The organism is Seohaeicola saemankumensis (genome assembly GCF_021021435.1).
GTDB lineage: Bacteria > Pseudomonadota > Alphaproteobacteria > Rhodobacterales > Rhodobacteraceae > Seohaeicola.
The window spans coordinates 48,205-70,339 of sequence record NZ_JAINWI010000014.1 but is presented as its reverse complement, the minus strand read 5'-3'; the positions used below and the strand labels follow the sequence as shown (position 1 = coordinate 70,339).

21 protein-coding genes are annotated in these 22,135 nt (G+C 60.4%); 8 read left to right on the top strand and 13 right to left on the bottom strand.

The features are described from left to right. Positions 1–14: 14 nt before the first annotated feature. A complete protein-coding gene (locus K7H22_RS12770; RefSeq protein WP_230801248.1) occupies positions 15–1,559 on the bottom strand; it encodes a helicase HerA-like domain-containing protein in 1,545 nt (514 codons plus the stop codon). Positions 1,560–2,026: 467 nt separating this feature from the next. Between K7H22_RS12770 and K7H22_RS12765 the strand changes: the two genes are divergently transcribed. Further along, positions 2,027–2,674, top strand: coding sequence for an invasion associated locus B family protein (locus tag K7H22_RS12765; RefSeq protein ID WP_230801247.1), 648 nt, complete (start codon positions 2,027–2,029; stop codon positions 2,672–2,674). A gap of 82 nt (positions 2,675–2,756) precedes the next feature. Here the strand turns inward: K7H22_RS12765 and K7H22_RS12760 are convergent, their stop codons facing one another. Genes K7H22_RS12760 through K7H22_RS12745 form a run of 4 tightly spaced genes read right to left on the bottom strand, consistent with a single transcriptional unit; the run spans position 2,757 to position 7,093 of the window. Then, a complete protein-coding gene (locus K7H22_RS12760) occupies positions 2,757–3,965 on the bottom strand; it encodes a beta-ketoacyl-[acyl-carrier-protein] synthase family protein (protein WP_230801246.1) in 1,209 nt (402 codons plus the stop codon). Further along, complete coding sequence (locus K7H22_RS12755) at positions 3,962–4,225, bottom strand: acyl carrier protein (RefSeq protein WP_230801245.1); 264 nt, start codon at positions 4,223–4,225, stop codon at positions 3,962–3,964. Before K7H22_RS12755 ends, K7H22_RS12760 begins: the two co-directional genes overlap by 4 nt. A gap of 56 nt (positions 4,226–4,281) precedes the next feature. After that, complete coding sequence (locus K7H22_RS12750; protein WP_230801244.1) at positions 4,282–5,373, bottom strand: UDP-3-O-(3-hydroxymyristoyl)glucosamine N-acyltransferase; 1,092 nt, start codon at positions 5,371–5,373, stop codon at positions 4,282–4,284. Positions 5,374–5,401: 28 nt separating this feature from the next. Further along, positions 5,402–7,093, bottom strand: coding sequence for a L,D-transpeptidase family protein (locus K7H22_RS12745; RefSeq protein ID WP_230801243.1), 1,692 nt, complete (start codon positions 7,091–7,093; stop codon positions 5,402–5,404). 316 nt (positions 7,094–7,409) lie between these two features. On the opposite strand from K7H22_RS12745, the gene K7H22_RS12740 reads away from it, so the two are divergent. Both K7H22_RS12740 and K7H22_RS12735 read left to right on the top strand, forming a co-directional pair. Continuing rightward, entirely contained in the window at positions 7,410–7,979 is a 570-nt protein-coding gene (locus tag K7H22_RS12740) for a YcbK family protein (RefSeq protein WP_230801242.1), read from the top strand. Positions 7,980–8,134: 155 nt separating this feature from the next. Beyond that, positions 8,135–9,679: a fused MFS/spermidine synthase gene (locus K7H22_RS12735; protein ID WP_230801241.1), complete on the top strand. Its 1,545-nt coding sequence runs from the start codon at positions 8,135–8,137 to the stop codon at positions 9,677–9,679. Between the two features lie 10 nt (positions 9,680–9,689). Here K7H22_RS12735 and K7H22_RS12730 read toward each other — a convergent pair whose 3' ends face one another. The 4 genes from K7H22_RS12730 to K7H22_RS12715 all read right to left on the bottom strand — a co-directional run bounded on the left by K7H22_RS12730 (position 9,690) and on the right by K7H22_RS12715 (position 16,170). Next, positions 9,690–11,258: an acetolactate synthase large subunit gene (locus tag K7H22_RS12730; RefSeq protein WP_230801240.1), complete on the bottom strand. Its 1,569-nt coding sequence runs from the start codon at positions 11,256–11,258 to the stop codon at positions 9,690–9,692. A 15-nt stretch (positions 11,259–11,273) separates the two neighbouring features. Next, positions 11,274–12,842 (bottom strand): class I adenylate-forming enzyme family protein, encoded by a 1,569-nt coding sequence (locus K7H22_RS12725; RefSeq protein WP_230801239.1) that lies wholly within the window; start codon positions 12,840–12,842, stop codon positions 11,274–11,276. 42 nt (positions 12,843–12,884) lie between these two features. After that, positions 12,885–14,885, bottom strand: a complete 2,001-nt coding sequence (locus K7H22_RS12720) for a TRAP transporter permease (protein WP_230801238.1) — start codon at positions 14,883–14,885, stop codon at positions 12,885–12,887. A 148-nt stretch (positions 14,886–15,033) separates the two neighbouring features. Further along, positions 15,034–16,170 (bottom strand): TAXI family TRAP transporter solute-binding subunit, encoded by a 1,137-nt coding sequence (locus K7H22_RS12715; protein WP_230801237.1) that lies wholly within the window; start codon positions 16,168–16,170, stop codon positions 15,034–15,036. Positions 16,171–16,664: 494 nt separating this feature from the next. Here K7H22_RS12715 and K7H22_RS12710 point away from each other — a divergent pair, with 494 nt between their 5' ends. The 4 genes from K7H22_RS12710 to K7H22_RS12695 all read left to right on the top strand — a co-directional run bounded on the left by K7H22_RS12710 (position 16,665) and on the right by K7H22_RS12695 (position 19,459). Continuing rightward, positions 16,665–17,942: a tyrosine-type recombinase/integrase gene (locus tag K7H22_RS12710; protein ID WP_230801236.1), complete on the top strand. Its 1,278-nt coding sequence runs from the start codon at positions 16,665–16,667 to the stop codon at positions 17,940–17,942. Between the two features lie 225 nt (positions 17,943–18,167). Beyond that, on the top strand, positions 18,168–18,494 hold the full coding sequence (locus K7H22_RS12705; RefSeq protein ID WP_230801235.1) for a hypothetical protein: 327 nt from the start codon (positions 18,168–18,170) through the stop codon (positions 18,492–18,494). A 149-nt stretch (positions 18,495–18,643) separates the two neighbouring features. Beyond that, on the top strand, positions 18,644–18,850 hold the full coding sequence (locus tag K7H22_RS12700) for a hypothetical protein (protein ID WP_230801234.1): 207 nt from the start codon (positions 18,644–18,646) through the stop codon (positions 18,848–18,850). A 27-nt stretch (positions 18,851–18,877) separates the two neighbouring features. Further along, positions 18,878–19,459 carry an Arm DNA-binding domain-containing protein gene (locus K7H22_RS12695; protein WP_230801233.1) on the top strand — a complete coding sequence of 194 codons (582 nt, stop codon included), beginning with the start codon at positions 18,878–18,880 and terminating at the stop codon, positions 19,457–19,459. 610 nt (positions 19,460–20,069) lie between these two features. On the opposite strand, the gene K7H22_RS12690 is transcribed toward K7H22_RS12695, so the two are convergent. The 4 genes from K7H22_RS12690 to K7H22_RS12675 form a co-directional block, all read right to left on the bottom strand. After that, the gene (locus tag K7H22_RS12690; RefSeq protein ID WP_230801232.1) at positions 20,070–20,330 is read right to left on the bottom strand and encodes a hypothetical protein; all 261 of its coding nucleotides are present in this window, start codon (positions 20,328–20,330) and stop codon (positions 20,070–20,072) included. An 11-nt stretch (positions 20,331–20,341) separates the two neighbouring features. Continuing rightward, positions 20,342–20,620: a hypothetical protein gene (locus K7H22_RS12685; protein WP_230801231.1), complete on the bottom strand. Its 279-nt coding sequence runs from the start codon at positions 20,618–20,620 to the stop codon at positions 20,342–20,344. A 76-nt stretch (positions 20,621–20,696) separates the two neighbouring features. Next, positions 20,697–20,837 (bottom strand): hypothetical protein, encoded by a 141-nt coding sequence (locus K7H22_RS12680; protein ID WP_230801230.1) that lies wholly within the window; start codon positions 20,835–20,837, stop codon positions 20,697–20,699. A gap of 35 nt (positions 20,838–20,872) precedes the next feature. Then, entirely contained in the window at positions 20,873–21,118 is a 246-nt protein-coding gene (locus K7H22_RS12675; protein WP_230801229.1) for a hypothetical protein, read from the bottom strand. A 123-nt stretch (positions 21,119–21,241) separates the two neighbouring features. Here K7H22_RS12675 and K7H22_RS12670 point away from each other — a divergent pair, with 123 nt between their 5' ends. Beyond that, the gene (locus K7H22_RS12670) at positions 21,242–22,132 is read left to right on the top strand and encodes a WYL domain-containing protein (RefSeq protein ID WP_230801228.1); all 891 of its coding nucleotides are present in this window, start codon (positions 21,242–21,244) and stop codon (positions 22,130–22,132) included. Positions 22,133–22,135: the final 3 nt, after the last annotated feature.

Below are 22,135 nucleotides of genomic sequence, written 5' to 3'. Positions count from 1 at the left end.
GATCCGATGGTGGTTCAGCGCCCCCTGAACAGCCCGCCCAAAAGTCCACGCACGATACGGCGGCCTGTCGTGCCCTTGAGTTCCTTCATCAGCGCATTGCCCATAGCCTCGCCAAGGCTTTCAGGCTCGCGGCTGCGACTGCTTGTGCTGCGTTTTGCGGGCGTTGTCGGCTGGTAGCGGCGCGCGGCTTTGAATTCGCGCTCTTCCTCGATGGCCTTGGCCTCGGCAGCAGCCGCCGCCTCGGCCTCTTGCGCGGCCTCTTCGGCAATCCGTTTCAATGCCTCGTAGGCTGAGTCGCGATCCAGCGGGGTCTCATATTTGCCAAACAGCGCGGATGTGCGGATCAGTGCGTTGCGCTGGCTTTCGGTGATCGGTCCCAGTTGCGAAGACGGTGGACGGATCAGCGTGCGCTCGACAATCCCGGGCACGCCCTTGTTCTCGAGCAAGGAAGTGACAGCCTCGCCCGTGCCGACCTCGCGGATCGCGGTTTCGGTGTCAAAGGCGGGATTGCTGCGATAGGTCTGTGCCGCGCGACGCAATTCCTGTTGGTCGCGCCCCGTAAAGGCGCGCAAGGCATGCTGCACACGGTTGCCCAACTGGCCAAGGATATTCTCGGGCACGTCAGCCGGATTCTGCGTGATGAAGTAGACGCCCACCCCTTTGGAGCGGATCAGGCGCGCCACCTGCTCGACCTTTTCCACCAGCGCCTTGGGGGCATCGTTGAACAGCAGATGCGCCTCGTCAAAGAAGAAGACCAGCTTGGGTTTGGCGGGGTTGCCGACTTCGGGCAGGGTTTCGAACAGTTCGGACAAAAGCCAGAGCAGGAAGGTTGCATAAAGGCGCGGGCTGTTCATCAGGCGGTCGGCGGCCAGGATGTTGACCACACCGCGCCCATCCTCGTCACAGCGCATCAGATCGGCCAGTTCAAGTGCGGGCTCACCAAAGAAATGCGTGCCACCCTGATTTTCCAGCACCATCAACCGCCGCTGGATCGCGCCCACAGAGGACACCGCGATATTGCCGTAGCGAAAGGAAATCTCGGCGCGGTTCTCGCCTATCCAGACCAGAAAGGCCTGAAGATCTTTCAGATCCAGCAGCGGCATGCCCTGTTCGTCGGCCAGCCGGTAGGCGATGTTCAGGATACCCTCCTGCGCCTCGGTCAGTTCCAGCAGGCGGCTGAGCAGCAGCGGCCCCATCTCGGCCAAGGTCGTGCGGACAGGGTGGCCCTGCGCGCCGAACATGTCCCAGAAAGCCACCGGAAAGCCGTCATAGGCGAAATTGTCAAAACCGATTGTCGTCGCGCGTTTGGTAAAGGGTTCATGCAGCTTTCCCGTCGGATCGCCCGGCAGGGCCAAGCCTGACAGATCGCCCTTCACATCGGACATGAAGACCGGCACCCCAGCGGCCGAGAAACCCTCGGCGAGGATCTGCAGCGTGACCGTCTTGCCCGTCCCCGTCGCGCCCGCGATCAGCCCGTGGCGGTTCGCATAGCTCAGCAACAACCCTTGTTTGGTGCCGTAGCCTTCACCGCCGCCACCTACGAAAATCGCATCTTCCACTGTCTGCCCTTTCAATTTGCCTCAAAGCTGCCCCGCTTTCATCGGTTTAGCCGTTCTGAAAATACAAACTTAACCCCTATCTGCCAGAATGAATCCAGTCCGAAACTGTCGTTGCACACGGAATCGGACTTTTTCCTCCCTGTCAGACTGGCCGCATCTTCGGATGCGGTCTTTTTTCATATCTGGCAGAATTGTGTTCCATTGCCTGTTGACCGGTGGTGCATTTCAAATTAGCGTCACGTCAATAACTAAGTCGGCCAGTCCGACGGGGAGCAAAAAAATACCTTAAAAGGGGCCATTCGGCCCCTTTTTTGTTTTTCGCCGGATGGTTGCACAGCGTTCTTGATCTATCGGTCAAGGCGGGTTTTCGCCCTATCGGGTCAAGCTGATCGAAAAGCGCCCTGACAATGCTATGCTGACATGGTAGAGCGCGCGCAGTAGTTTTTTCTCAGCAACAGGACGGGAATATGCCCAAACTTCTAACACGGATGTCGATGATTGCCGCACTAGCTTTGGGGGCTCCTTTGGGAGGGGCTGCTTTCGCGCAGACCACACCACCCGCGCCCGCCGAAACCGAGACCGAAGCCGCCCCGACCGAGCAGACGACGCCTCCTGATCAGGGGGTTTCGATGGGTGAACCCGTTGTCGACGGCCAGGTGCCGGGCCAGACATATATCCGCGAAGTGACAGGCGACTGGTCGCTGGAATGCCTGCGCGTGCCCGAGGGCGAGGACGAACCTTGCCAAATGTTCCAGACCCTGACGGATAGCCAAGGCAATCAGGTTGCCAACATGCGCCTGTTCAAACTGCCCGCTGGTGGTCAGGCAGTAGCCGGCGCGCTGGTGGCGGTGCCGCTTGAGACCTTGCTGACCGGGCAGTTGACCATCCAGATCAATGACGGTCAAAGCAAGCGTTACCCCTTCTCGGTCTGTGACCAGCAGGGCTGCTATGCGCGCATCGGTTTGACCGAGGAAGATGTCAACTCTTACAAGCGCGGCGCTTCTGCCACTGTGTCGCTTGTGCCTTTCGTAGCACCGGATCAACGGGTCAGTCTGGACTTGTCGCTCACCGGTTTTACCGCAGGTTATGATCTTGTAACCTTGCCGACCGAGTAACCAACCCGTTTGACGTGTATTTGTTGCAAAGGTCGCCCTGTTGGGCGACCTTTATTCTTGTGATATGGTAATCAGAGAAAAATCAGACGCGTTTGAGCGCCAGCACAGCGTTCAACCCGCCAAAGGCGAAAGCGTTGCTCAAGGCGACCTCGACCTTGGCCTCGCGCGCTTCGTTGGGGACCACGTCCAGCGCGCATTCGGGGTCGAATTCTTCGTAGCCAATGGTGGGTGCGATGATCCCGTCCCGCAATGCCATGATACAGGCTAGCAGTTCCACAGCTCCTGTCGCGCCGATCAGATGACCGTGCATTGATTTGGTTGACGAGATCATCAGCCGGTCAGCATGCCGCCCGAATACATCGGCCACCGCCGCGCATTCGGTCTTGTCATTGGCCGCCGTTCCCGTGCCATGCGCGTTGATATAGCCCACCTTGTCCGCCGCGATACCGCCATCGCGCAAGGCCCCTGCAATAGCTCTTGAAGCGCCCTGTTTGGACGGCATGACGATGTCGGCGGCATCCGAAGACATGGCATAGCCAGCCACCTCTGCCATAATCTCGGCGCCGCGCGCGCGGGCATGGTCATATTCCTCGAAGACGAATATCCCCGCTCCCTCGCCCTGCACCATGCCGTTGCGATTGGCCGAAAACGGGCGACAGGCATCGCGCGACATGACCCGCAGCCCTTCCCATGCCTTGATGCCGCCAAAGCACAGCATCGATTCCGACCCGCCGGTGATCATCGCAGGGCTCATGCCCGAGCGCACCATCTGGAAGGCTTGCGCCATCGCGTGGTTGGACGAGGCACAGGCGGTCGAGACCGTGAAGCTTGGCCCGCGCAGGTTATACTCCATCGACACATGCGAGGCAGCGGCATTCATCATCAGCTTGGGCACCACGAATGGATGCACACGGTTCTTGCCCTCTTCATAGACGGCGCGGTAATTGTCATCCCACGTGCTGACACCCCCGCCCGCCGTGCCCAGCACAACACCGGCGCGATTGGCCAGATCGCCGCTGAACTCCAGCCCCGACTGTTTGATCGCCTCGCGCGCCGCCATCAGGGTGAACTGGGTGAAGCGGTCATAGAGCGTCATCTGTTGACGGTTGAAATGGCCCTCGGCCTCGAAGCCCTTGATCTGACCGCCGATCTGGATGGACAGGCGTTCGACATCGCGGAACTCTAGCTGGCCTATTCCGCAGCGCCCCTCGCGCATCGCGGCCAGGGTTTCGGGAACATCATGGCCAAGCGCGTTGATCGTACCCGCACCTGTAATGACAACCCGTTTCAAGATTGATCCCGTTCGGCCACCAGTTTCTCGATCCCCGCCACGATGGAAGCGACCGAGGATATATCGAAATCTGACTTTTCAGGCTCGTTCGCATTAAACGGGATAGTGATGTCGAAGGCTTCCTCGATCGCGAAAATACTTTCGACCAGTCCCAGACTGTCGATTCCCAACGCCTCAAGCGTACTGTCCGGGGTCACATCAGATGGTTCCAGCACGGCCTGTTCGGCGATGATGGCGATGACACGGTCCTGAATGCTCATGCGAGGCCCTTTCCTTGTGACCCGTCCGGCCACTGGCCGCTGGATCTGGTGCCGATTTAGTCGCTCTCTTCGGTCTTGAAAACCGATTTCTGCAAGGCCGCGACATCACGGAAAAGGCGCGGCAAGCGGCGCAACGCCTTGTAACTTTCGATGTGATTTTCCATTTTGACCGCAGGATAGCCCAGCATCACGCGGCCCGCAGGCACATTGGACATGACCTTTGTCGCACCGCCGGTGATGACATTGTCACCGATGGTCAGATTATCGCTCAGCCCTGTCTGTCCGGCCAGCACCACGTTATTGCCCACAACGGTCGATCCTGCGATCCCCACCTGACCGCAGATCAGGCAATCATTCCCTATCCTTACATTATGGCCGATATGGACCAGATTGTCGAATTTGACGCGGTCACCGATTTGGGTATCGCGCACGGTGCCACGGTCGATACAGCTATTGGCCCCCAGTTCCACATCATCACCGATCCGAACAGAGCCAAGGGAATGGATGCGCGCCCATGATTGCGGGGCTGCATCACCCTGATCGCCAAGCGTCTGGCGCACATTCTCGACGCCTGATGCTTCTGGTGTGACAAAGGAAAACCCGTCCGCGCCGACCACCGCACCGGGATGGGCAAAGAAGCGTGCGCCGATCCTGACGCGGGCCGCAAGCCGCACGCCTTCGCGCAGGAAAGCCCCGTCGCCAAGGATCGCATCGGCGCCGATATAGCATTGCGGCCCGATCACCGAACCGGCCCCGATTTGTGCGCGCGGCCCGATCACTGCCAGCGCCCCGATCGTGACATCCGCGCCGATCAATGCCAGCGGATCGACCACGGCGGATGGATGGATTCCGATGCCGAACCCTTCGCCCGGGTCCATCATCGCACTGAGGCCGGACATCGCGTAACGCGGACGCGGGGCGACGATGGCAGCTTGCAGGCCAAGGCCCTGCCAGTCTGCCCCTGCCCAAAGCATGGCCGCGCAAGCCTGTCCCTGTGGCAAGCCTTCGGCATATTTGGGTGACATGGCCAGTGCCAGATCATCCGGTCCCGCCATAGCGGGTTCCGCCACGCCCGAGACCTGCAGGTCGACAGCGCCGAAAGCCTCTGCCCCCAGCGCCGCCGCGATCTCTTTTATCGTGTAACTCATGCTGGCCCCCGTATCTGACGGGGCAGATTTACCCCTGAACCGCGCGCAGTTCCACCCCTGCCCGTTCAAGCGCTTCCCATATCTTTGTGTCACGTCCGTAAACGTCCCGCCGATAGTTGGTCTTGCCCTTGGCGTTGGTAAAGGCGGTGCGGTAGATCAGGTGCACCGGCACGGGGTCCACAAGGTTCACGCGGGTTTGCTGGCCTGAATTCAGGATGCGGTCGAAAAATGTCTTGGGGTCCGCTTCCTGCCGCGCCAGCAGCACATAGGCGAAATCATGCGGATCGTTCAGGCGGACACAGCCATTCGAATAGGCACGGCTTTCACGTGAAAACAGGCTCTTGTCGGGCGTGTCGTGCAAATAGATCGCATAGGGGTTCGGGAACATGAACTTGACGGTCCCCAGTGCGTTCGACCGGCTTGGCGGCTGGCGCAGGTTGAAGGGAAAGGTCCGCGCGGTATAGCGCGAGAAGTCGATAGCCCCGCGCGGGATCACCCGTCCGCGCGCATCGGTTACTTGCAGATGCGACAACGCATTGGGATTGCGCTGCAAGGCAGGCAGGTAGTCGCGCTGGATGATGCCTGTCGGAACGGTCCAGTCGGGATTGATCTCCAGATAGCTCATCATGTCCGAGAATTCGGGCGTGCGCTTGGCCGGATCGACGGCGCCGATCACGGAACGAGTCTGAAAGGTCACGCGGTCATCGTCGATGATCTTGGACTGGAAGTCGGTCAGATTGACCAGAACATGCCGCTTGCCACGCTCTTCGCCCAACCAGCGTTCACGCTCCATCGAGACAATCACTGATTTCAGGCGCTCTTCCACAGGTGCGTTGATCTCGGTCATGGTGGAGGCACCAGCCACGCCATCCGCTGTCAAGCCATGGTCGGCCTGAAACAGCTGCACAGCGGTTTGCACCGCGGCGTCATAGTTCTGTGTCGCGCTGCGTCCCAGATACCCCATTGCGATCAGCCGGTTACGCAGGGCGACCACGGCGGCACCGCTGTCACCCGGCGCAAGGGTCTTGGCCGGAACAAGGGCGCCCCAGCCGCCCTGCCCCAACAACCGCTCCAGCCGGATTTTTTCCTTCATCAACCGTGTGTATTCACTGGTCGACGGTGCCAACCCGCGAAAAAAGGCGGCAGGTGTCGTGGTGACAAAGCTGTTCATTGTCTCGACGCGGTCGCGCAGCGGCACTTTGCGGACGATGGCCTTGTCGATCTCGGAGGGCACGACCAAGCCGGTTTGCAGATCGCGCGCCAGCCGCAACAGGCTACGCGTCAACTCGACCTCGAGAAGCCCCAGATCGCGCGGGTTGCCGGCCACCTGCATGGCCGCCATCAGCGCATCGCCGCGATAGCGCGCAGGGGGCAGCCCATGCTCGCCCGCATCCGCAATCGCCTGTAGTAAACTGCGTCGGCGGTCTGTGTGTTCTGCGCCTGTGCCGGTCCAAACCGGCGCATAATCGTTTTCGCGGTAGAACGTCGCGATATCCTTGTCGGAGGAGGCCGCTTCGGCAACGGCCTGCTTGAAGGCTGTGACACGCGTCCTCTCGCCTGCCGCGGCCAGGGTTTGCGATTGGTCGGGACTGAGGATCTGGGCCTGTGCGTTGCCACCAAAGCCGAAAGACAGCCCCGTGGCGAGTGTCAGGGACAGTAATGCAGAAACCAGAACAGCCTTAACAAAGCCGGTTTCAGCAGGTTCTCCAGCGCAAAACATCGCAACCTCTTTTCAAATCAAGCAGCTATGGACTTCAGCAGTGGAAACTGCGCGCCGTAAAGTCCATTCACAATTTGTCATGTCCTGGCGCAGTTGGCACGGGTGATGCAGGGTTGCATCGGTTTGCCGCCAAATGTGCTACCGACCGCGCGAGTGGCAGAATTTCGCCGAAAGGGGCTTGCGGGTCGAAAAAAAATGGAACCGCGGGTTGGTTCACGAATCCTTATATGTAATACCTTACCCTGCATCTGGGGATGGATGGCAAACTCCGCGTAACATCGCGGGCAAACAGGCAAGCGACGGGACAGACGCTCACATGACCTATGACAACTCCTCAAGCCTTTCGCGGCGTGCGCTTCTGGGTGTGTTCGCGGCAACCGCATTGGTGGCAGCCCCGACCTATTCCAAAGCCGCCGGATTGTTACGCCGCAGCGGTGATATCCGCCGGATCAAACTTTACTCGGGCCGGACCGGTGAACGTCTTGACACGATCTACTGGGTCGAAGGCGAGTATATCCGCGATGCCGTGGCCGAGATAAACCATTTCATGCGCGACTGGCGCACAAATGACGTCAAGAACATGGACCTGCGGACCGTCGATATCATGGCCGCCGCCCATAACCTTCTGGACGTGAGCGAGCCCTACATGCTTCTGTCCGGCTATCGCAGCCCCAAGACCAATGCGATGTTGCGCTCGAACTCTTCGGGTGTGGCGCGCAACTCCTTGCACCTTCAGGGTCAGGCTGCCGATCTGCGTCTGGCCTCTCGCTCGGTCGGTCAGATGGCCCGCGCCGCAGCCGCCTGCCGCGCCGGCGGGGTCGGATCTTATTCGGGATCCAATTTTGTGCATATGGATTGCGGGCCGATCCGCAGTTGGGGCCGGTAAGGTCCTCTCCCGCACTACGCGCGCAACAGGAATGAGCCGACCCGCAAGTTGATCCTTGCGGGTTTTTGCATATGTCCCGGTGGTTTCATCTTGCAGTGCACCCCTGTTTTGTCCCAACTGCGCGCTGAACGAAAACGCCGAAAGGGACCGACACTGTGACAGCCATTCTGACCAAGGATCACCCTTCTGTCCTGCCGGGTGTGGCTTTGCTGGTTATCCTGCAAGCGGCAGTTTCGGCGGCTTCGCTTGTGGTGGAAATCGTGGCGGGACGGATGCTGGCCCCCTATGTCGGCATGTCGCTCTATACCTGGACTTCGATCATCGCCGTGGTGCTGGCCGGTTTTTCGGCAGGCCATTGGGCGGGCGGGCGGATCGCTGAAATGCAGGCGCCGCGCGCCCTTCTCTGGACGGGGTGGTCGATGCTGGGCGCGGGCCTGACCACAGCGCTGGCTGTGTTCGTGTTGCGGAGCGGCGCGGACATCCTGCTGCCGCATATCAGCAATCCCATCGGGGCCATTGTCGCGCTATGTATGATCGCCTTCTTCATGCCCTCGTTCTTTGCGGGCATTCCCGCACCGGTTTTGGCACAGATTTCGGTGGTCGCGGCCCCTGATCAGTCCGGCCGCGCCTTGGGGGCGATGTTCGCGGCTGGTGCTTTGGGCGCTATTGCCGGCACGTTGCTGGCAGGTTTCGTCTTTGTCGCATGGCTGGGATCGGTGGGGACCTTGGCGCTGGTCACGGTCTGCTATCTGGTGGCGGCACTGATCCTGCTGTGGCTGGCACGGCGCGCTGGTGATCAATCCGGCATGCTGGTGGCTGCACTGGTCACGCTGGCCGGTCTGGCGCTGGCTGGCGCGACATTGGCACAGCCCTCGCCCTGCACCGAGGAAAGCGACTATTTCTGCATCAGGGTCGAGGATGTCTCGGCCGATCCGAACAGCCCTGTGCGTTTGATGGTGCTGGATCATCTGGTGCATGGCGTGTCGGCCCGCGATCTGCCCGAGGTGATCTTCTACGACCATGCTGCCTTGCTGGACCTGCTGGCGCGCGAGCGGATGGGCGGCACCGATTTCTCGGCCTTTTTCATCGGGGGCGGCACCTTCACCGTGCCGCGCAAATGGTCCACGCTTGAGCCGCGCCCCCAGGTGACCGTGGCCGAGATTGACCCCACCGTGACGCAGGTGGCGATCCGCGATTTCTGGTTCGACCCCGCAGGCACGCGTATCCTCAACCAGGATGCGCGCAGTGCCTTGCGGACCGATGGCAGCAGCTATGACGTGATCATCGGTGATGCTTTCACCGATATCGCGGTGCCTGCGCATCTGGTGACGGAAGAGTTCTTCACGCTGGTGCGCGACCACCTGACCGAGGATGGCGTTTACCTGATGAACGTGATCGACCATGCCGACCGGATGATTGCGCTGATGTCGCTCGTCCATACGCTGGAGCAGGTCTTTCCCCATGTCGAAATCTGGACCGAGGCGCGCCGCCCCGAACCGGGCGAGCGGATGATCAACATCATCGCCGCCGGGTTCAGCCCGACGGATGTGGATGTGTTGCAAGGCATGTCACCCGCGCCGATCACCTTTGCGCGCATTCCCCCGCAAGCGCAGGCGCAACTGAAGGCCGCGCGCGCGCCGATCGTGCTGACCGATGACTACGCGCCCATTGACCGGCTGATTGGTGCGGAAAGTTATTGAGCGGCGCTTCTCACATCACGGCTTCGATCAGGTAGGGGCCGGACATCGCCAGTCCGTCGGCCAGTGCCGCCTCCAGCCCGTCGCAATCGGTCACGGCGACGCCTTCGACGCCCATGCCACGGGCCATTTGCACCCAGTCCAGATTGGGCCGGTCCAGTGACAGCATGTCGATGGCGCGCGGGCCGGGATTACCGACGCCCACATTCGTCAACTCGCCGCGCAAGATGCGGTAGCTGCGGTTGGCAAAAATCACCACGGTGACATCCAGATTTTCCCGCGCCATCGTCCAAAGCGCCTGAAGTGTATACATGGCCGAGCCGTCACCGGTCAGTGCCATGACCTTTGCCTTGGGCGCGGCAATGGCGGCGCCAATGGCGACGGGCAGGCCGTAGCCGATCGAGCCGCCGCAATTGTTCAGCCAGACATGTTTCGGCGCGCCTTGGGTGGCCGGAAAGAAGCTGCGGCCTGTGGTGACGGATTCGTCGACCACCACGGCCCCTTCTGGGATCGCGCGGCCCAACAGATCGGCGATATTGTCGGGTGTCAGTCCGCCCTTGGGTTTGTCCGGCACGGCGGCTTTCGCAACATGGGCGGGGGGCGTGGCGCTGGCACCCGCACCATCGCAAAGAGCGACCAAGGCAGCAGCCAGATCGCTGCCGGTATGGGCCAGATGGATGATCTCGGCGCCGTCCGCCGTCAGCACAGCCGGTTTGCCGGGATAGGCGAAAAAGCCGATAGGCGCGCGCGCGCCGACCAGCACGATCCGCTTGTAGGGGGCCAGCACCTTGAGCGCCTGATCAATCGGATAGGGCACGCGCCCCACGGTGACGCGCCCTGCCCCGCGGTCCATCCTTGCATTGGCCCATTCCGACAAGAGCGCGCATCCCGTGGCGGCGCTGATGCGGCCTGCCAGCAGCAGATTGTCCTCGGTCAGTGCCGCGCCACCCAAGAGTAACAGGCTGTCAGGGCCGGACAGCGCAGTGGTCGCTGCCCGAAGCTGGCTGCGGTCGAAATCGGGGCGCTGTGGTGCGGGTTGCGGGTCGGCCACTATACCGCCCTCCGTCCATGCGGTATCTGATGGCAGGATCAGGGCGGCTACCTGTCCCGGGGCGGTATTGGCGGCCTGCACAGCCTGCACCGCATCCGCGCCCAGATCGCCCACGGATTTCGAACTATGCACCCAATGCGACACAGGGCGCGCAATCCCCTCGATATCCGAGGTCAGAGGCGCATCAAGGTCGATATGGCTTTGGGCATGCTCGCCAATGATGTTCAGAACACCCGATCCCGCTTTTTTGGCGTTGTGCAGGTTCGATAACCCATTCGCAAGGCCCGGCCCCAGATGCAGCAATGTGCAGGCGGTCTTGCCTGCCATGCGGTAATAGCCATCCGCCGCCCCTGTCGCCACGCCCTCTTGCAGGGTCAGAACCGAGCGCATGCCGGGGATATGGTCAAGCGCTGCCACAAAATGCATCTCGGAGGTGCCGGGATTGGAAAAGCAGGTATCGACGCCCGCGGCCAGCAGCGTATGCACAAGGCTTTCGGCGCCGTTGATGGCGGGATCGGTGGGGTTCGTCATGCTGTGCCTTTCCGGTCAGTGTGGCGCATCTGCCCAGAAGGGCGCGCGCAATTCGCGTTTCAATATCTTGCCGATAGAGCTGCGGGGCAAGGCATCACGCGCCTCAAGCCCCGACAGACGCTGGCTTTTGCCAAGTTTCTCATTGGCGGCTGTGCAGATTTCGCCAAGGCTGCGGTCCGTGCCTTGGCGCAGAACGACCAGCCCGTAGGGTGTCTCGCCCCATGCATCCGAGGGAATACCGATCACGGCGGCATCGGTCACATCGGGATCGGCCAGCAACACTAGTTCCAGATCATCGGCAAAGATATTCAGCCCGCCCGAGATGATCATGTCCTTCTTGCGATCCGACAGGATCAGAAATCCATCCTCGTCAAAGCGGCCCATATCGCCGGAACGGAAATAGACCTCTCCGGATTCGTTCAGCCAGATATAGTCACGGGTCAGATCCTCGCGTCCGAAATAACCTGCCATCATCGTAGGGCCGCGTCCGCAGATCTCTCCGACCTGCCCTTGCGCGACCTCGCGCCCCTCGAGGTCAATCAGGCGGATATCGTTTCCGGGGCCGAGCTTGCCGACAGTGTGCAGCTTGTCAGGATGTTCGTCCGCGACCAGCACGGTGACACCGCCGCCTTCGGTCAGGCCATAATACTCGATCAACTTGCCGGGAAAGCGCGCCAGCACATCGGCCTTCACATCGGCGCGCAGCGGTGCCGAGGTCGAGAATTTCACCCGCATGGAAGACAAATCGAAGCGGTCGAAATCCGGCACATCCATGATCCGTTTATATTGGACGGGCACCAACATCGTGTGGGTGATGCGCTCGTTCTCGACAATCTGCAAATACGCGGCCGCGTCGAATTTGCCCATCAGATGCACAGTCGATCCGCCGAACAGAGTCGGGATGAACGAGACGATAGTTGTATTGGAATAGAGCGGTGTCGAGATCAGCGTGCGCGCGTTGTCGTCATAGCCGTTGGGTGTGACACGGTCCATCTGTGCGGCGCGCATCCAGTGGTCGTGGATGATCCCCTTAGGGGTGCCGGTCGTGCCAGAGGAATAGATCAGGTTGAAAGCGTCCTTCAGACCAATCGGCACCATCGGGTCGGTGGTATCCGCGCTTTGAAGTGCCGCTTGCATCGGCACAAAGCGCGGATCGTCGAAATCCATCGCGTAGCGGGTGATATCCAGATCGCTAAGAAACCCTTCGACCAGACCCAGATACTGCTCTGCCACAAAAATCGCGCGGGCCTCGCAGTCACGCAGCATCCGCTCAAGCGCTGCGCTGGATGCCATCGTGGACAGGGGCGTGACACAGCCGCCAGCCCGCAGGATACCCATGAAGAGCAGCGCATAATCCGCCGAATTGGGCGACAGTATCGCGATGCGGTCGCCGTGCTGCATCCCCTGCCCCAACAGCAGGTTGGCGACGCGGTTCACGCCCGCATCGAACGCGCCCCATGTCAGGCGGACGGGCCCACAGACCACAGCCAGTTTGTCAGGATGCGCGCGGGCGTTGTCACGGACCTGCTCGACGATACTGCGCGTTGGTGGGGTGCCCGATGAGGGCGGGTTGATCTTGATCATCGGGTTCTTCCGGCTTGTGTTCCGCTTATTCACCTATGCTTGTCAGGCCGCAGGCGCCGGCGCAACCCGTGCGCGCCACGCCACGAGCATCGGCAACGCGCAGATCGCGGCTCCCAGCAGGAAGGACGCCCCGTAGCTGAGGTCCAGAAGCTCGGTTTTGGGTTTAGCAATCAGGATTCCCCCAAAGAACATCATCACCCGCAGCGGGATGGCAAAAGCGCCGTTGATCGGCCCGACAAGGCTGACATAACCCTGCAGTGCGGAAGAAATCATCGCCACACCGACCATCGCGCAGGACAGCGCGACCGCCACCTCCCATGCCGGTGCCTGCCCCACCAAAGCGGGGTTCAGCACGAAGAAGAACGGCATGATATAGATGACACCGCCAAGGCGCATGGCCTCGAACCCTGTAGCGATGGGGTTTGAGCCTGCCATGGTCGAGGCCGCAAAGGCACCAAGGGCCACAGGCGGTGTGATAAAGCTGACCATACCCCAGTAAAGGATGAACAGGTGCACCGCCAACTGGTTCAGCCCGCCCGCTTCAAGCGCGGGGGCCAGCACCACGGCCAGAAAGATGTAGCAGGCGGTGACGGTCATCCCCATGCCAAAGACAAAGGCCGTGATTGCGCCCATCAGGACCAGCACAAGCGTGTTGTCGCCCGCGATAAAGACCAGATCGTTTACCAAGGTTCCCGCCAGACCCGTCGCCGAGAAAGAGCCGACGATCAGGCCGACACCCAGCAGGATCGCTGTCAGTTCGGCCAGCCCCATGCCCACGCCAACGATCATGTTGGACAGGCGTTGCAGATCAAGCCGGTGACTGGCGCGGAACTGGTTGACCACAAGCAGCAGCGCCGTGGCATAGAATGGCGCCGAGGTTTCACGCCGCAGGCCGATCATCATGAATAACAGCAGCGCGAAGACGAAAATATAGGGCCATCCGTCCTTCATCACCTGACGCAATACCGGCAGATCGGGCTTTGGCAGCCCGCGCAGCCCGCGGCGCGCCGAATAGGCGTCGATCTGGGTAAAAAGTCCCCAGTAAAACAGCAGGCTGGGGATAGCCGCGGCCAGTGCGATATCGACATAGGGACGCGACAGGAACGAGGCCATCACAAAGGCCGTGGCCCCCATGATCGGCGGCATCAGCACCCCGCCGGTCGAGGCGCAGGCCTCGGTCGCGGCGGCAGTCTTGGCGGAAAAGCCGGTTTTCCGCATGGCCGGAATGGATACCGCGCCCGTGGTCAACACGTTCGAGATGACCGAGCCCGACATCGAGCCCATGAAGCCACTGGCGAAGATCGACACTTTGGCCGCCCCGCCGCGATATCCCCCGACCATTCCCAGGGCCAGATCGTTGAAAAACTGGCCCCCGCCCGTGCGCTGCAACACCGCGCCGAACAGGATGAAGCCGATCACAACGCCGCCAAAGGCTTTCATCGGGATGCCAAAGCTGCTCTCGGACGAATAGATATGATAGGGCACCGTCTGCATGAAGGTGCTCTGGAACCCTGTTAGCGGGGCGGGCACATGGCCTGCGAATGTGGGGTAGAAGGCAAAGATCGTCACGATAATGAACAGGACCAGACCACCCGCGCGTCGCGTCGCCTCAAGCACCAGCAGGAAGAAGATCACGGATACATATTGCGCGGCTTGCGGCGCTGCATATTCCCAACCCTGCGAAAGGTTCTGCTGCGCTGTCTGGCCAAGATAGGCCGTGCAACCCAGTGCCGTGGCGAAAAGCGCCCAGTCAATCAGCGAGGGTGCACCCCCCTTGCCGCCGCGCATCTGGAAAATCAGGAAGGTCAGCGCCAGAAACAACCCGCCCAGCAGATAGAGGTAGCGCCCGTCGATCAACACGATCCCGAAGGCCTGAATATTGAACAACTGGTGGATCACCATCACCAGGCCACCCAAGGTGCCGATGATCACCACCCAGCGCGCGATCCCCGAGATCCGCTCGGCAGGGCTGGAACCGTCGATTGCGACCTGCTCATATGTCGGAATGCTGCCGGTGGGTGCCGGTTTTTGATCAACGCTCATGGTATTTCCTTGATCGTTCGGGGGTCAGATGGGCGCCTGTGACACTACATGTCAGGCGCACGCAAAGATCGGGGCTGTTCGGGGCTGATACGGCTGGCAAGACCGACCGGAACGCATGCTCCGGCCGGTAGGTTGCAGTGCTTGACGCTTAGAAAACGACTTCGAAACCACCATCGGCAAGTGCCTTGCGGCGGGCTTCGGACCATGCCGCTTCCCAGTCTGCAGGCGCTTCGGCTTTCAGTGCGTCCCATGCCGCTTTCAATACGGCCTGACGTTCGATCAGGCGATCGTTATTGGCCTGCGCCTCATCGGACCAGACGCCCACCTCTGTGTAGTAGCGGATTGTGCCTTCGTGATAGGGCACCACCCATTCCATTTCCTGCTTGTCCAGCGCCCAGCCGCCGATACCGGGGGCCTTGCCATCATAGGCAGGAAACAGTTCCACCATCGCCTTGGTCATGTTGTAGACCAGATCCTCGTCTGTCTCTTCCGTTGCGACCAGAACCGGATAGGGATAGCCGGCACCTTGATAGCCTTCGGTGCCGTCGATATTGGCGCCGACTTTGGCAAGGTTGGGCAGGAAGAAAGGTGCGATGGCCTGCATTGCGGCCAGTCCTTCGGCATTGTCGGGATCGACCGGCGGCCAGAACAGGCCGCGCGGACCTGCTGCCGCCTCATAGGCGTTGCCCGAGTTGGTGGCGGCGAAAGCGGCGTCCACCTGTCCTTCGATCAGGCCAGTCCAGCTTGCACCGAAGCCGCCGAAATCGACACGTGTGACGTCATCCCATGTCAGGCCACCATAGGCCAGATAGGCCTCGGTATTCACGTTCAGCGCCGGGGCGCCGACGATATAGGCCACGCGTTTACCTTTCAGATCGGCATAGGTTTCGATTCCAAGATCGCCCGCAACACCGACGGCGAGGTTGATCGCCCCGCCATTATTGGCCATCAGCACGCGTACCGGCTGCGGCCCCCAATTCTCGGCACCAAAGTCGAACGCGCCTTCCTGTGCCATGAAGCTGCCGCCCACGCCGGTGGCCGAAAACTGTACACGCCCCTGACGCAGAGGCTCGGTCCGCGATACGTCGTTCTTGCCCGGAAGAACGCGCAGGTTGATCCCCGCCGCATCCTGAAGCGCCGCCCCGACCGCAACGGCCTGGTTATACCCGGCCGACCCGGTGTCATAGGCTGTCCACGACAATTGCTGCGGCAGGTTGATGTCTTGCGCTGTGGCCATTCCGGCCGAAAGCGTCACAGCCGCAAAAGCGGCAAAAAGTGGTTTCATGGTATCCTCCCTTTATCCGGCGAAACGTCGACTGCCACACTTTGCGACCGCTTGTCTGCGGACGTCCTCCAAAGTTGCGGAATTTCATTTCGCTCTGCGGATACGTTAGGGATTCCCTGCACCGTCTGTCAACCCGGCGCAATACAATGATGTCACCAAATTGCGCGGCGTGAAACAAAGCCAGCAACCCGAACCGGACATGACGGCGAGCCACTGAACATCTCAGCAAACGCCATGCTGCGCGTGAAAACCCACGAAAAGGTGAAGTCTAGAGGAATGGTGCACCCGACAGGATTCGAACCTGTGGCCTCTGCCTTCGGAGGGCTAGGGGATTGGTTTTCTGAGCATTACCGCAGATAGCCACAGACACCACGAGAAGTTTGATTTCCTAGCAAAAATAGTGTTTTATGGGCATCAGAGCGGATGACCGGGGATTACCCCGTTTTCCGCGAGATTACCGAAGGCGTGCTTCCTATGTGCTTCCTGTAACTCCGATGGCCCAAGAGCGTCTGACAAAGACCGTGGTGGACAAGCTGGACCCCGGCGCGAAGGACTACTTCGCGTGGTGCGGGAAGCTGTCCGGGTTTGGCGTGCGCGTCTGGCCGAATGGCAAGAAGACCTTTGTGGTGCAGTATCGTGCAGGCGGTCGCGGCGCACCTACCCGGCGCAAGTCGCTTGGCACCTTTGGCGTCGTGACGGTCGATCAAGCACGCAAGGCGGCAGAGGACTACTTGGCGTCTGCGCACCTCGGCAACGATCTTGTCGGGGCCGAAAGGAAGGTCCGCGCGGAAATGACCGTGTCACAGCTCTGTGACGAGTACATTGAGCACGGCATGGACACGAAGAAGGCAAGCACGGTCAAGACAGACAAAGGGCGGATCAACGCACACATCCGGCCACTCTTGGGAAAGAAGAAGATCAGCGCGGTCACGCGGCAGGACATCGAGCGCTTCTTGAGTGATGTCGCCAAGGGCAAGACCGCCCGCGACAAGCGCACCTCAAAGGGCCGCTCCATCGTGACAGGCGGCAAGGGAACCGCCACCCGAACGGCTCGCCTCTTGGGCGGCATCTTCACCTATGCGGTCAACCAAGGCTACTTGGAAGCCAATCCGCGAAAAGGCGTGAAGCTCTACAAGGACGGAAGCAAGGACAGGTTCCTGAACCGCGACGAGATCGACCGCCTTCTTCAAACGCTGGAAGAGGCCGAGACCATCGGCTTGCCGTGGGAACTTCGCGAGGACGCCAAGGCCAAGCATCGCCCGAAGGAGGAAAACCTGCGCGAAGTGCTTTCGCCCCATGTGACCGGGGCTATCAGGCTGCTTCTTCTTACGGGATGCCGCCTTCGCGAGATACTGCACCTGCGATGGGAAGAGATAGACTTCGAACGCGGGTTCCTGCTCCTGCCCGACAGCAAGACGGGGCGCAAGACAGTCTACTTGTCAGACGTGGCCGTCGAGGTGCTGCGCGACATTCCCCGTGTGAGCTCCTATGTCATCGCGGGCAGCCAGCAAGACAAACCGCGTTCCGACCTCAAACGACCTTGGCAGCGAATCACGCGCCACGCCCAGCTCGAAAACCTGCGCCTTCACGACCTTCGGCACACCTTCGCGTCAATCGCGGTCGAGCAGAACATGAGCCTCTACATGGTGGGCAAGCTCCTTGGGCACAAGTCGCCAGAGACCACGGCGCGATATGCCCACCTTGCCCGAGATCCCATACAGCGGGGAATAAACGAGATTGGCGAAATGATCCGAGGCAAGCCAAAGTCGTAGTCCAGCCCGCCAGTCGGTTTTACAACTGACAACATCAGGCAGCGTTGCGGCAAACATAGCATTCCGATACATAGGGCAGCATCGATCCAATCAGATCGACCCGGCGCGCATCAACGGAACGGTGCAGCCCCCAGGTATCAGGACAGCCCCCGGAAATACAGCACTGAACCCGCTTTCGGATGACCGAATGCGGCCACCCTCATTCATGCCTGACGGAGCTTCACCATGAACGCCATCAATCCGCTTCCGCTTTCTCCCAAAGAAGCAAGCCGCTACCTTCGCAACACCTTCAACATTTCCTACACACCGGGCACTTTGGCTCGCCTGAGATGTGAGGGCGCAGGCCCCGTTTTCAAGAAGATCGGGGCGAGCGTGTTCTACGACATCGCGGAACTCAACAAGTGGGTTCACTGGCGCACGTTCATCCGGCGCAGCACGTCCGACATCTACCCGGCAAAATATCCCGACCCCGGACGCGATTGCGACGTTTGGGCGGCGCTGGGGATCACGTTCCCGGAAGCCACGGCGACCGGCGAGATCGATCTGCACTAGAAGCATCAGGAAAGATCGGCATTTGTTGTTCTTTCCCAATGCTTTAACAGAAACTCATTTGTTGACACCCTCTGAGGGTCTGGTTTGTATTGATAGGTGAAGGCCACCCGGCCTTCACCATGACACCAACCATCAGAAAGGGTCACGTCATGGACGAACAGAATGACAACTTCATCCTCATCCCGGCCAAAAGCGGCGGGGGCGCGCTCGTGCGGCGCAGCCAGATCGCGGGCGGTCGCGCCAACGGTGCCGAAGGCGCAATCCTCTATCTGGCCTCCGGCCCGTCCGTCTACACAACGGCGACCATTCCGCAGCTTGCGGAATATCTCGGCGCACGGAAGGCCGAAATCGCCTGATCCGGCCAAGGCTTGCGGGGTTTCGCCATGAAGCCCCGCAACAACCCCACCGACAAGCAGCTTGCTAAACGGATGCGCGGCACCCCCACGTCGCGCACCGATGCCCGCGCCCGTAACGATGCCTATTGGGCCTTGCGGGCGCAGGGCTATTCACACGGGCTTGCCAAACGTACATTGCGCGATGAGCAGCCCCGCGTGACGCGCGAGACTATCGAGCATCCGAAAGGGGTTTTCGAAGGCATCGACCCCGACGAAATCCTCGTGCCCAATCGCGTAACCCTGAACACGCTGGAAGTCACCATTCGCCCCGATCTGAGCGAAGACACATTCAAGAAGGCCCCACCCCGCGACACGGAATACACGATCTGGCTGGACGGCATGAGCAGTTTCGGCCTTCGCATCCGCCCGAGCGGTGCAAAGTCCTATATCGTCATGTTCCGCATCAGAGGTAACCGCAAGCCTTACAGGCTGACACTCGGGAAGGCGACCAGCATCCCGTTCGAGACAGCCCAACGAATGGCCCGCATCGCACGGATGGAAGCCTTGGCAGGAAATGATCCACGCGGGATGCACAAGAGCGGTGACTTGCTGAAACGCGCGAAAATCTGAGCAGTCCCGTCTTGGCCGGTTTCCCTGATGTTACCCCAGAGAAACAAAGAAACACCGGGGAAACATCGCGCCAGCCCGCAGAGTCAGCCAGTCCGAGTTTTCGCTTGCTGCTAAGAAACACGGTGGAGAAACACGGAACCAAGCCAGAAACAAACTGGGAAACAGGGAAACGCCAGAACTGCCACCACTGAATCGCGATTGCCGGATTCTGTGGTCGAGTCTGTCAGGCGGTATTAAAGATCGGCAAGCCAAACTGGCTTGGCATTGCGACTTGCGCACGTTCACCCGCTGGGCCGAGATTGCGTAGGCCAAGGACCACCGGAAGAGCACCAGCACCCACACCAGAACTGCCCCGCCGGATAATGATTTGGATAGTGGATTATGTGACAGGATAAAGGATGTTGATCATAGCTCTTCGATGGAAAAGAAGAATGATCAATCCAGGTTACAGGATCAAGACGAAGACAGGACCAAGGACGAAGGATCAGGCCTTGCCGGTAGGCCATATCGGCTCAAAAGGGTGAAGCCAGAAGGAAATGGCCTCACCCTACCCCAGCCTAACGAGGCATGTTCTGCAGGAGGTGGAGGCATCAGCGCAGCCACCTCCACACTAGTTGATCGTGTATTCTTTCCACGGGATCGCGCCAAGCGGCGTTCGGGACAGGAACCGTGCGATGTCGGGGCGCCCGAAGTAGGTAGGACGCCCCCGGCTGTCTTGCGCCATCAGCACCACCGGCACGCCACCAAAGGTCGGGGAAAAGGCACGGATCGCATCGCTCGCCGACGCCCTGTTCTGCACGACATGGGATTTCACGACAACAATCGCAAAGGTCTGACCTTGCTCTTTGATTACTGCTCCTTGGAAGCGCATCGCCATTCCTCCTATGCGGCCATCTTGCCGCTGCGCGCATTGATCCAGTCCCACGCTTCCTTGGGCAGCCAGCCTTGATAGTCGCGGGTCACGCCGATCACGAGAAAGAAGTCGTTCTTGTCGACATGCGGTTCGAGCTTCTGCCAAATGCCAGTGGCGGTAAGCGAGGTATCGACCAGCCAGGTCGAATCCAGATAGTGCCACCACTCCCCGCAGGACTTGATGGCCTCATGCAGCGCCGCGTAGCTCTGACCGGGACGCTTCAGGTCGTAGTTGATCGCATAGATCATGTGTCCGGCCTCCTTGAGCCGCATTGATGAGGTTGGGCGGAGGGCCGAGTTTCCCCGGCCCCCGGTTGGTCGCGTCCTACTTTTTCTTGTTCGGACGCTGGGTCAGCGCCGAGGCCGCAGCCGACTTTGCCGCCGGGCTGGACTTCGGATCGCGGAGCACTTTCGAAGCTGCCGATGCAGCCTTCGCGCTCGTCACTTCCTTGTTGGACTTCGCCATGATGATCACCTCCTTTCGTGGCGTTTGCGCGCTGCCTACTGGAGGCGGCGTTTGACTTCCTCGATAAGCGCGGGCGAACCCGAGACCTCGAAGGAAAGATTGTCGAGAGAGCGCCCGACCACCGTGATGGTCGGCGCAGCGCCGGTCTCGGGATCGCGGACATCGCGCAACTTGCTGCGCACCATTTCCTCGACCTGCGAAAGCATCGCCCGCTCAAGCTGGTTGGCGATGTCGTTGGGCCTGATCTTGCGCCCGTTCAGTTTCCACTCAATCTTCAACATGGCCCTCTCCTACTGTTGGCAGCGATTGACGCCCCGGCCTTATGGGTATATTAACTATTCGCATCAGCTCCAGTTGTCAAGGGGTTCGAATACTAACTATACGCATCAGGGAGGTGCCGCAGCATGATCAACCCGAGACCCGGCTTGCGATGGGGCATCGAGCAGCGGTTAGAGTTCATCGAGTTCCGGCTGTTCTGGGAGGGTGCCATCAACCGGAGCGATCTCATCGACTTCTTCGGGGTGTCAGTCCCGCAAGCGTCGAAAGACCTGTCGCACTACCAAGAGCTTGCGCCCGAGAACATGACGTATGACACAAGCCTCAAGCGCTATGTCGTAGCCGAACACTTCGAACCGAAGTTCCTGAAACCCGATGCAAGCCGATACCTGTCGCAACTTGCTTCGCTTGGGCGCGGGCTGATCAGCGCGGATGAGGCTTGGTTTGCGAACGCCCCGTCCTTCGACGTGATCGTGCGCCCCAAGCGGATCATCGACACCGGCATCCTGCGCGCCCTCCTGCAGGTGGTGCGCGAGCGGAAGTCTGTCGACATCCTCTACCAGTCACTGAACCCTGAGAAACCCAAGCCGGAGTGGCGCAAGGTGACGCCACATGCCTTCTGCTTCGATGGTCTACGCTGGCATGTCCGTTCCTACTGCCACGCGCGCAAGGCATTCCGCGACTTCTTGCTTCCACGCATCGCGGAACTTGGCGAGCAGGGTGAACCCGGCCTGCTAGGCGTTGCGGATCAGCCTTGGCATGAAATCTACCACCTGAAGCTCAAGCCGCATCCGAAGCTATCACCAGAACAGCAACAGGCGATTGCCGCAGATTACGGCATGCAGGACGGCGTTTTCGAACTTCCCATGCGGCTAGCCATGCTTTTCTACTTCAAGAAGCATACGGGGCTGGATTACAAGGAAACAGAGAAAGACCCGCAACAACAACATATTGTAATGGCAGACCCCGAGTCCGTTCGCGAAGCAGAGCGCCGCGCAAGCCTGCCCCCTGTACATTGAGAA

What these genes read in the sequence shown, in the direction of transcription:
- K7H22_RS12765 (WP_230801247.1), top strand. Translation starts at nt 2,027, where the DNA reads ATGCCCAAACTTCTAACACGGATGTCGATGATTGCCGCACTAGCTTTG.
- K7H22_RS12755 (WP_230801245.1), bottom strand. Translation starts at nt 4,225, where the DNA reads ATGAGCATTCAGGACCGTGTCATCGCCATCATCGCCGAACAGGCCGTG.
- K7H22_RS12750 (WP_230801244.1), bottom strand. Translation starts at nt 5,373, where the DNA reads ATGAGTTACACGATAAAAGAGATCGCGGCGGCGCTGGGGGCAGAGGCT.
- K7H22_RS12745 (WP_230801243.1), bottom strand. Translation starts at nt 7,093, where the DNA reads ATGTTTTGCGCTGGAGAACCTGCTGAAACCGGCTTTGTTAAGGCTGTT.
- K7H22_RS12740 (WP_230801242.1), top strand. Translation starts at nt 7,410, where the DNA reads ATGACCTATGACAACTCCTCAAGCCTTTCGCGGCGTGCGCTTCTGGGT.
- K7H22_RS12730 (WP_230801240.1), bottom strand. Translation starts at nt 11,258, where the DNA reads ATGACGAACCCCACCGATCCCGCCATCAACGGCGCCGAAAGCCTTGTG.
- K7H22_RS12725 (WP_230801239.1), bottom strand. Translation starts at nt 12,842, where the DNA reads ATGATCAAGATCAACCCGCCCTCATCGGGCACCCCACCAACGCGCAGT.
- K7H22_RS12720 (WP_230801238.1), bottom strand. Translation starts at nt 14,885, where the DNA reads ATGAGCGTTGATCAAAAACCGGCACCCACCGGCAGCATTCCGACATAT.
- K7H22_RS12715 (WP_230801237.1), bottom strand. Translation starts at nt 16,170, where the DNA reads ATGAAACCACTTTTTGCCGCTTTTGCGGCTGTGACGCTTTCGGCCGGA.
- K7H22_RS12710 (WP_230801236.1), top strand. Translation starts at nt 16,665, where the DNA reads ATGGCCCAAGAGCGTCTGACAAAGACCGTGGTGGACAAGCTGGACCCC.
- K7H22_RS12705 (WP_230801235.1), top strand. Translation starts at nt 18,168, where the DNA reads ATGAACGCCATCAATCCGCTTCCGCTTTCTCCCAAAGAAGCAAGCCGC.
- K7H22_RS12700 (WP_230801234.1), top strand. Translation starts at nt 18,644, where the DNA reads ATGGACGAACAGAATGACAACTTCATCCTCATCCCGGCCAAAAGCGGC.
- K7H22_RS12695 (WP_230801233.1), top strand. Translation starts at nt 18,878, where the DNA reads ATGAAGCCCCGCAACAACCCCACCGACAAGCAGCTTGCTAAACGGATG.
- K7H22_RS12690 (WP_230801232.1), bottom strand. Translation starts at nt 20,330, where the DNA reads ATGCGCTTCCAAGGAGCAGTAATCAAAGAGCAAGGTCAGACCTTTGCG.
- K7H22_RS12685 (WP_230801231.1), bottom strand. Translation starts at nt 20,620, where the DNA reads ATGATCTATGCGATCAACTACGACCTGAAGCGTCCCGGTCAGAGCTAC.
- K7H22_RS12680 (WP_230801230.1), bottom strand. Translation starts at nt 20,837, where the DNA reads ATGGCGAAGTCCAACAAGGAAGTGACGAGCGCGAAGGCTGCATCGGCA.
- K7H22_RS12675 (WP_230801229.1), bottom strand. Translation starts at nt 21,118, where the DNA reads ATGTTGAAGATTGAGTGGAAACTGAACGGGCGCAAGATCAGGCCCAAC.
- K7H22_RS12670 (WP_230801228.1), top strand. Translation starts at nt 21,242, where the DNA reads ATGATCAACCCGAGACCCGGCTTGCGATGGGGCATCGAGCAGCGGTTA.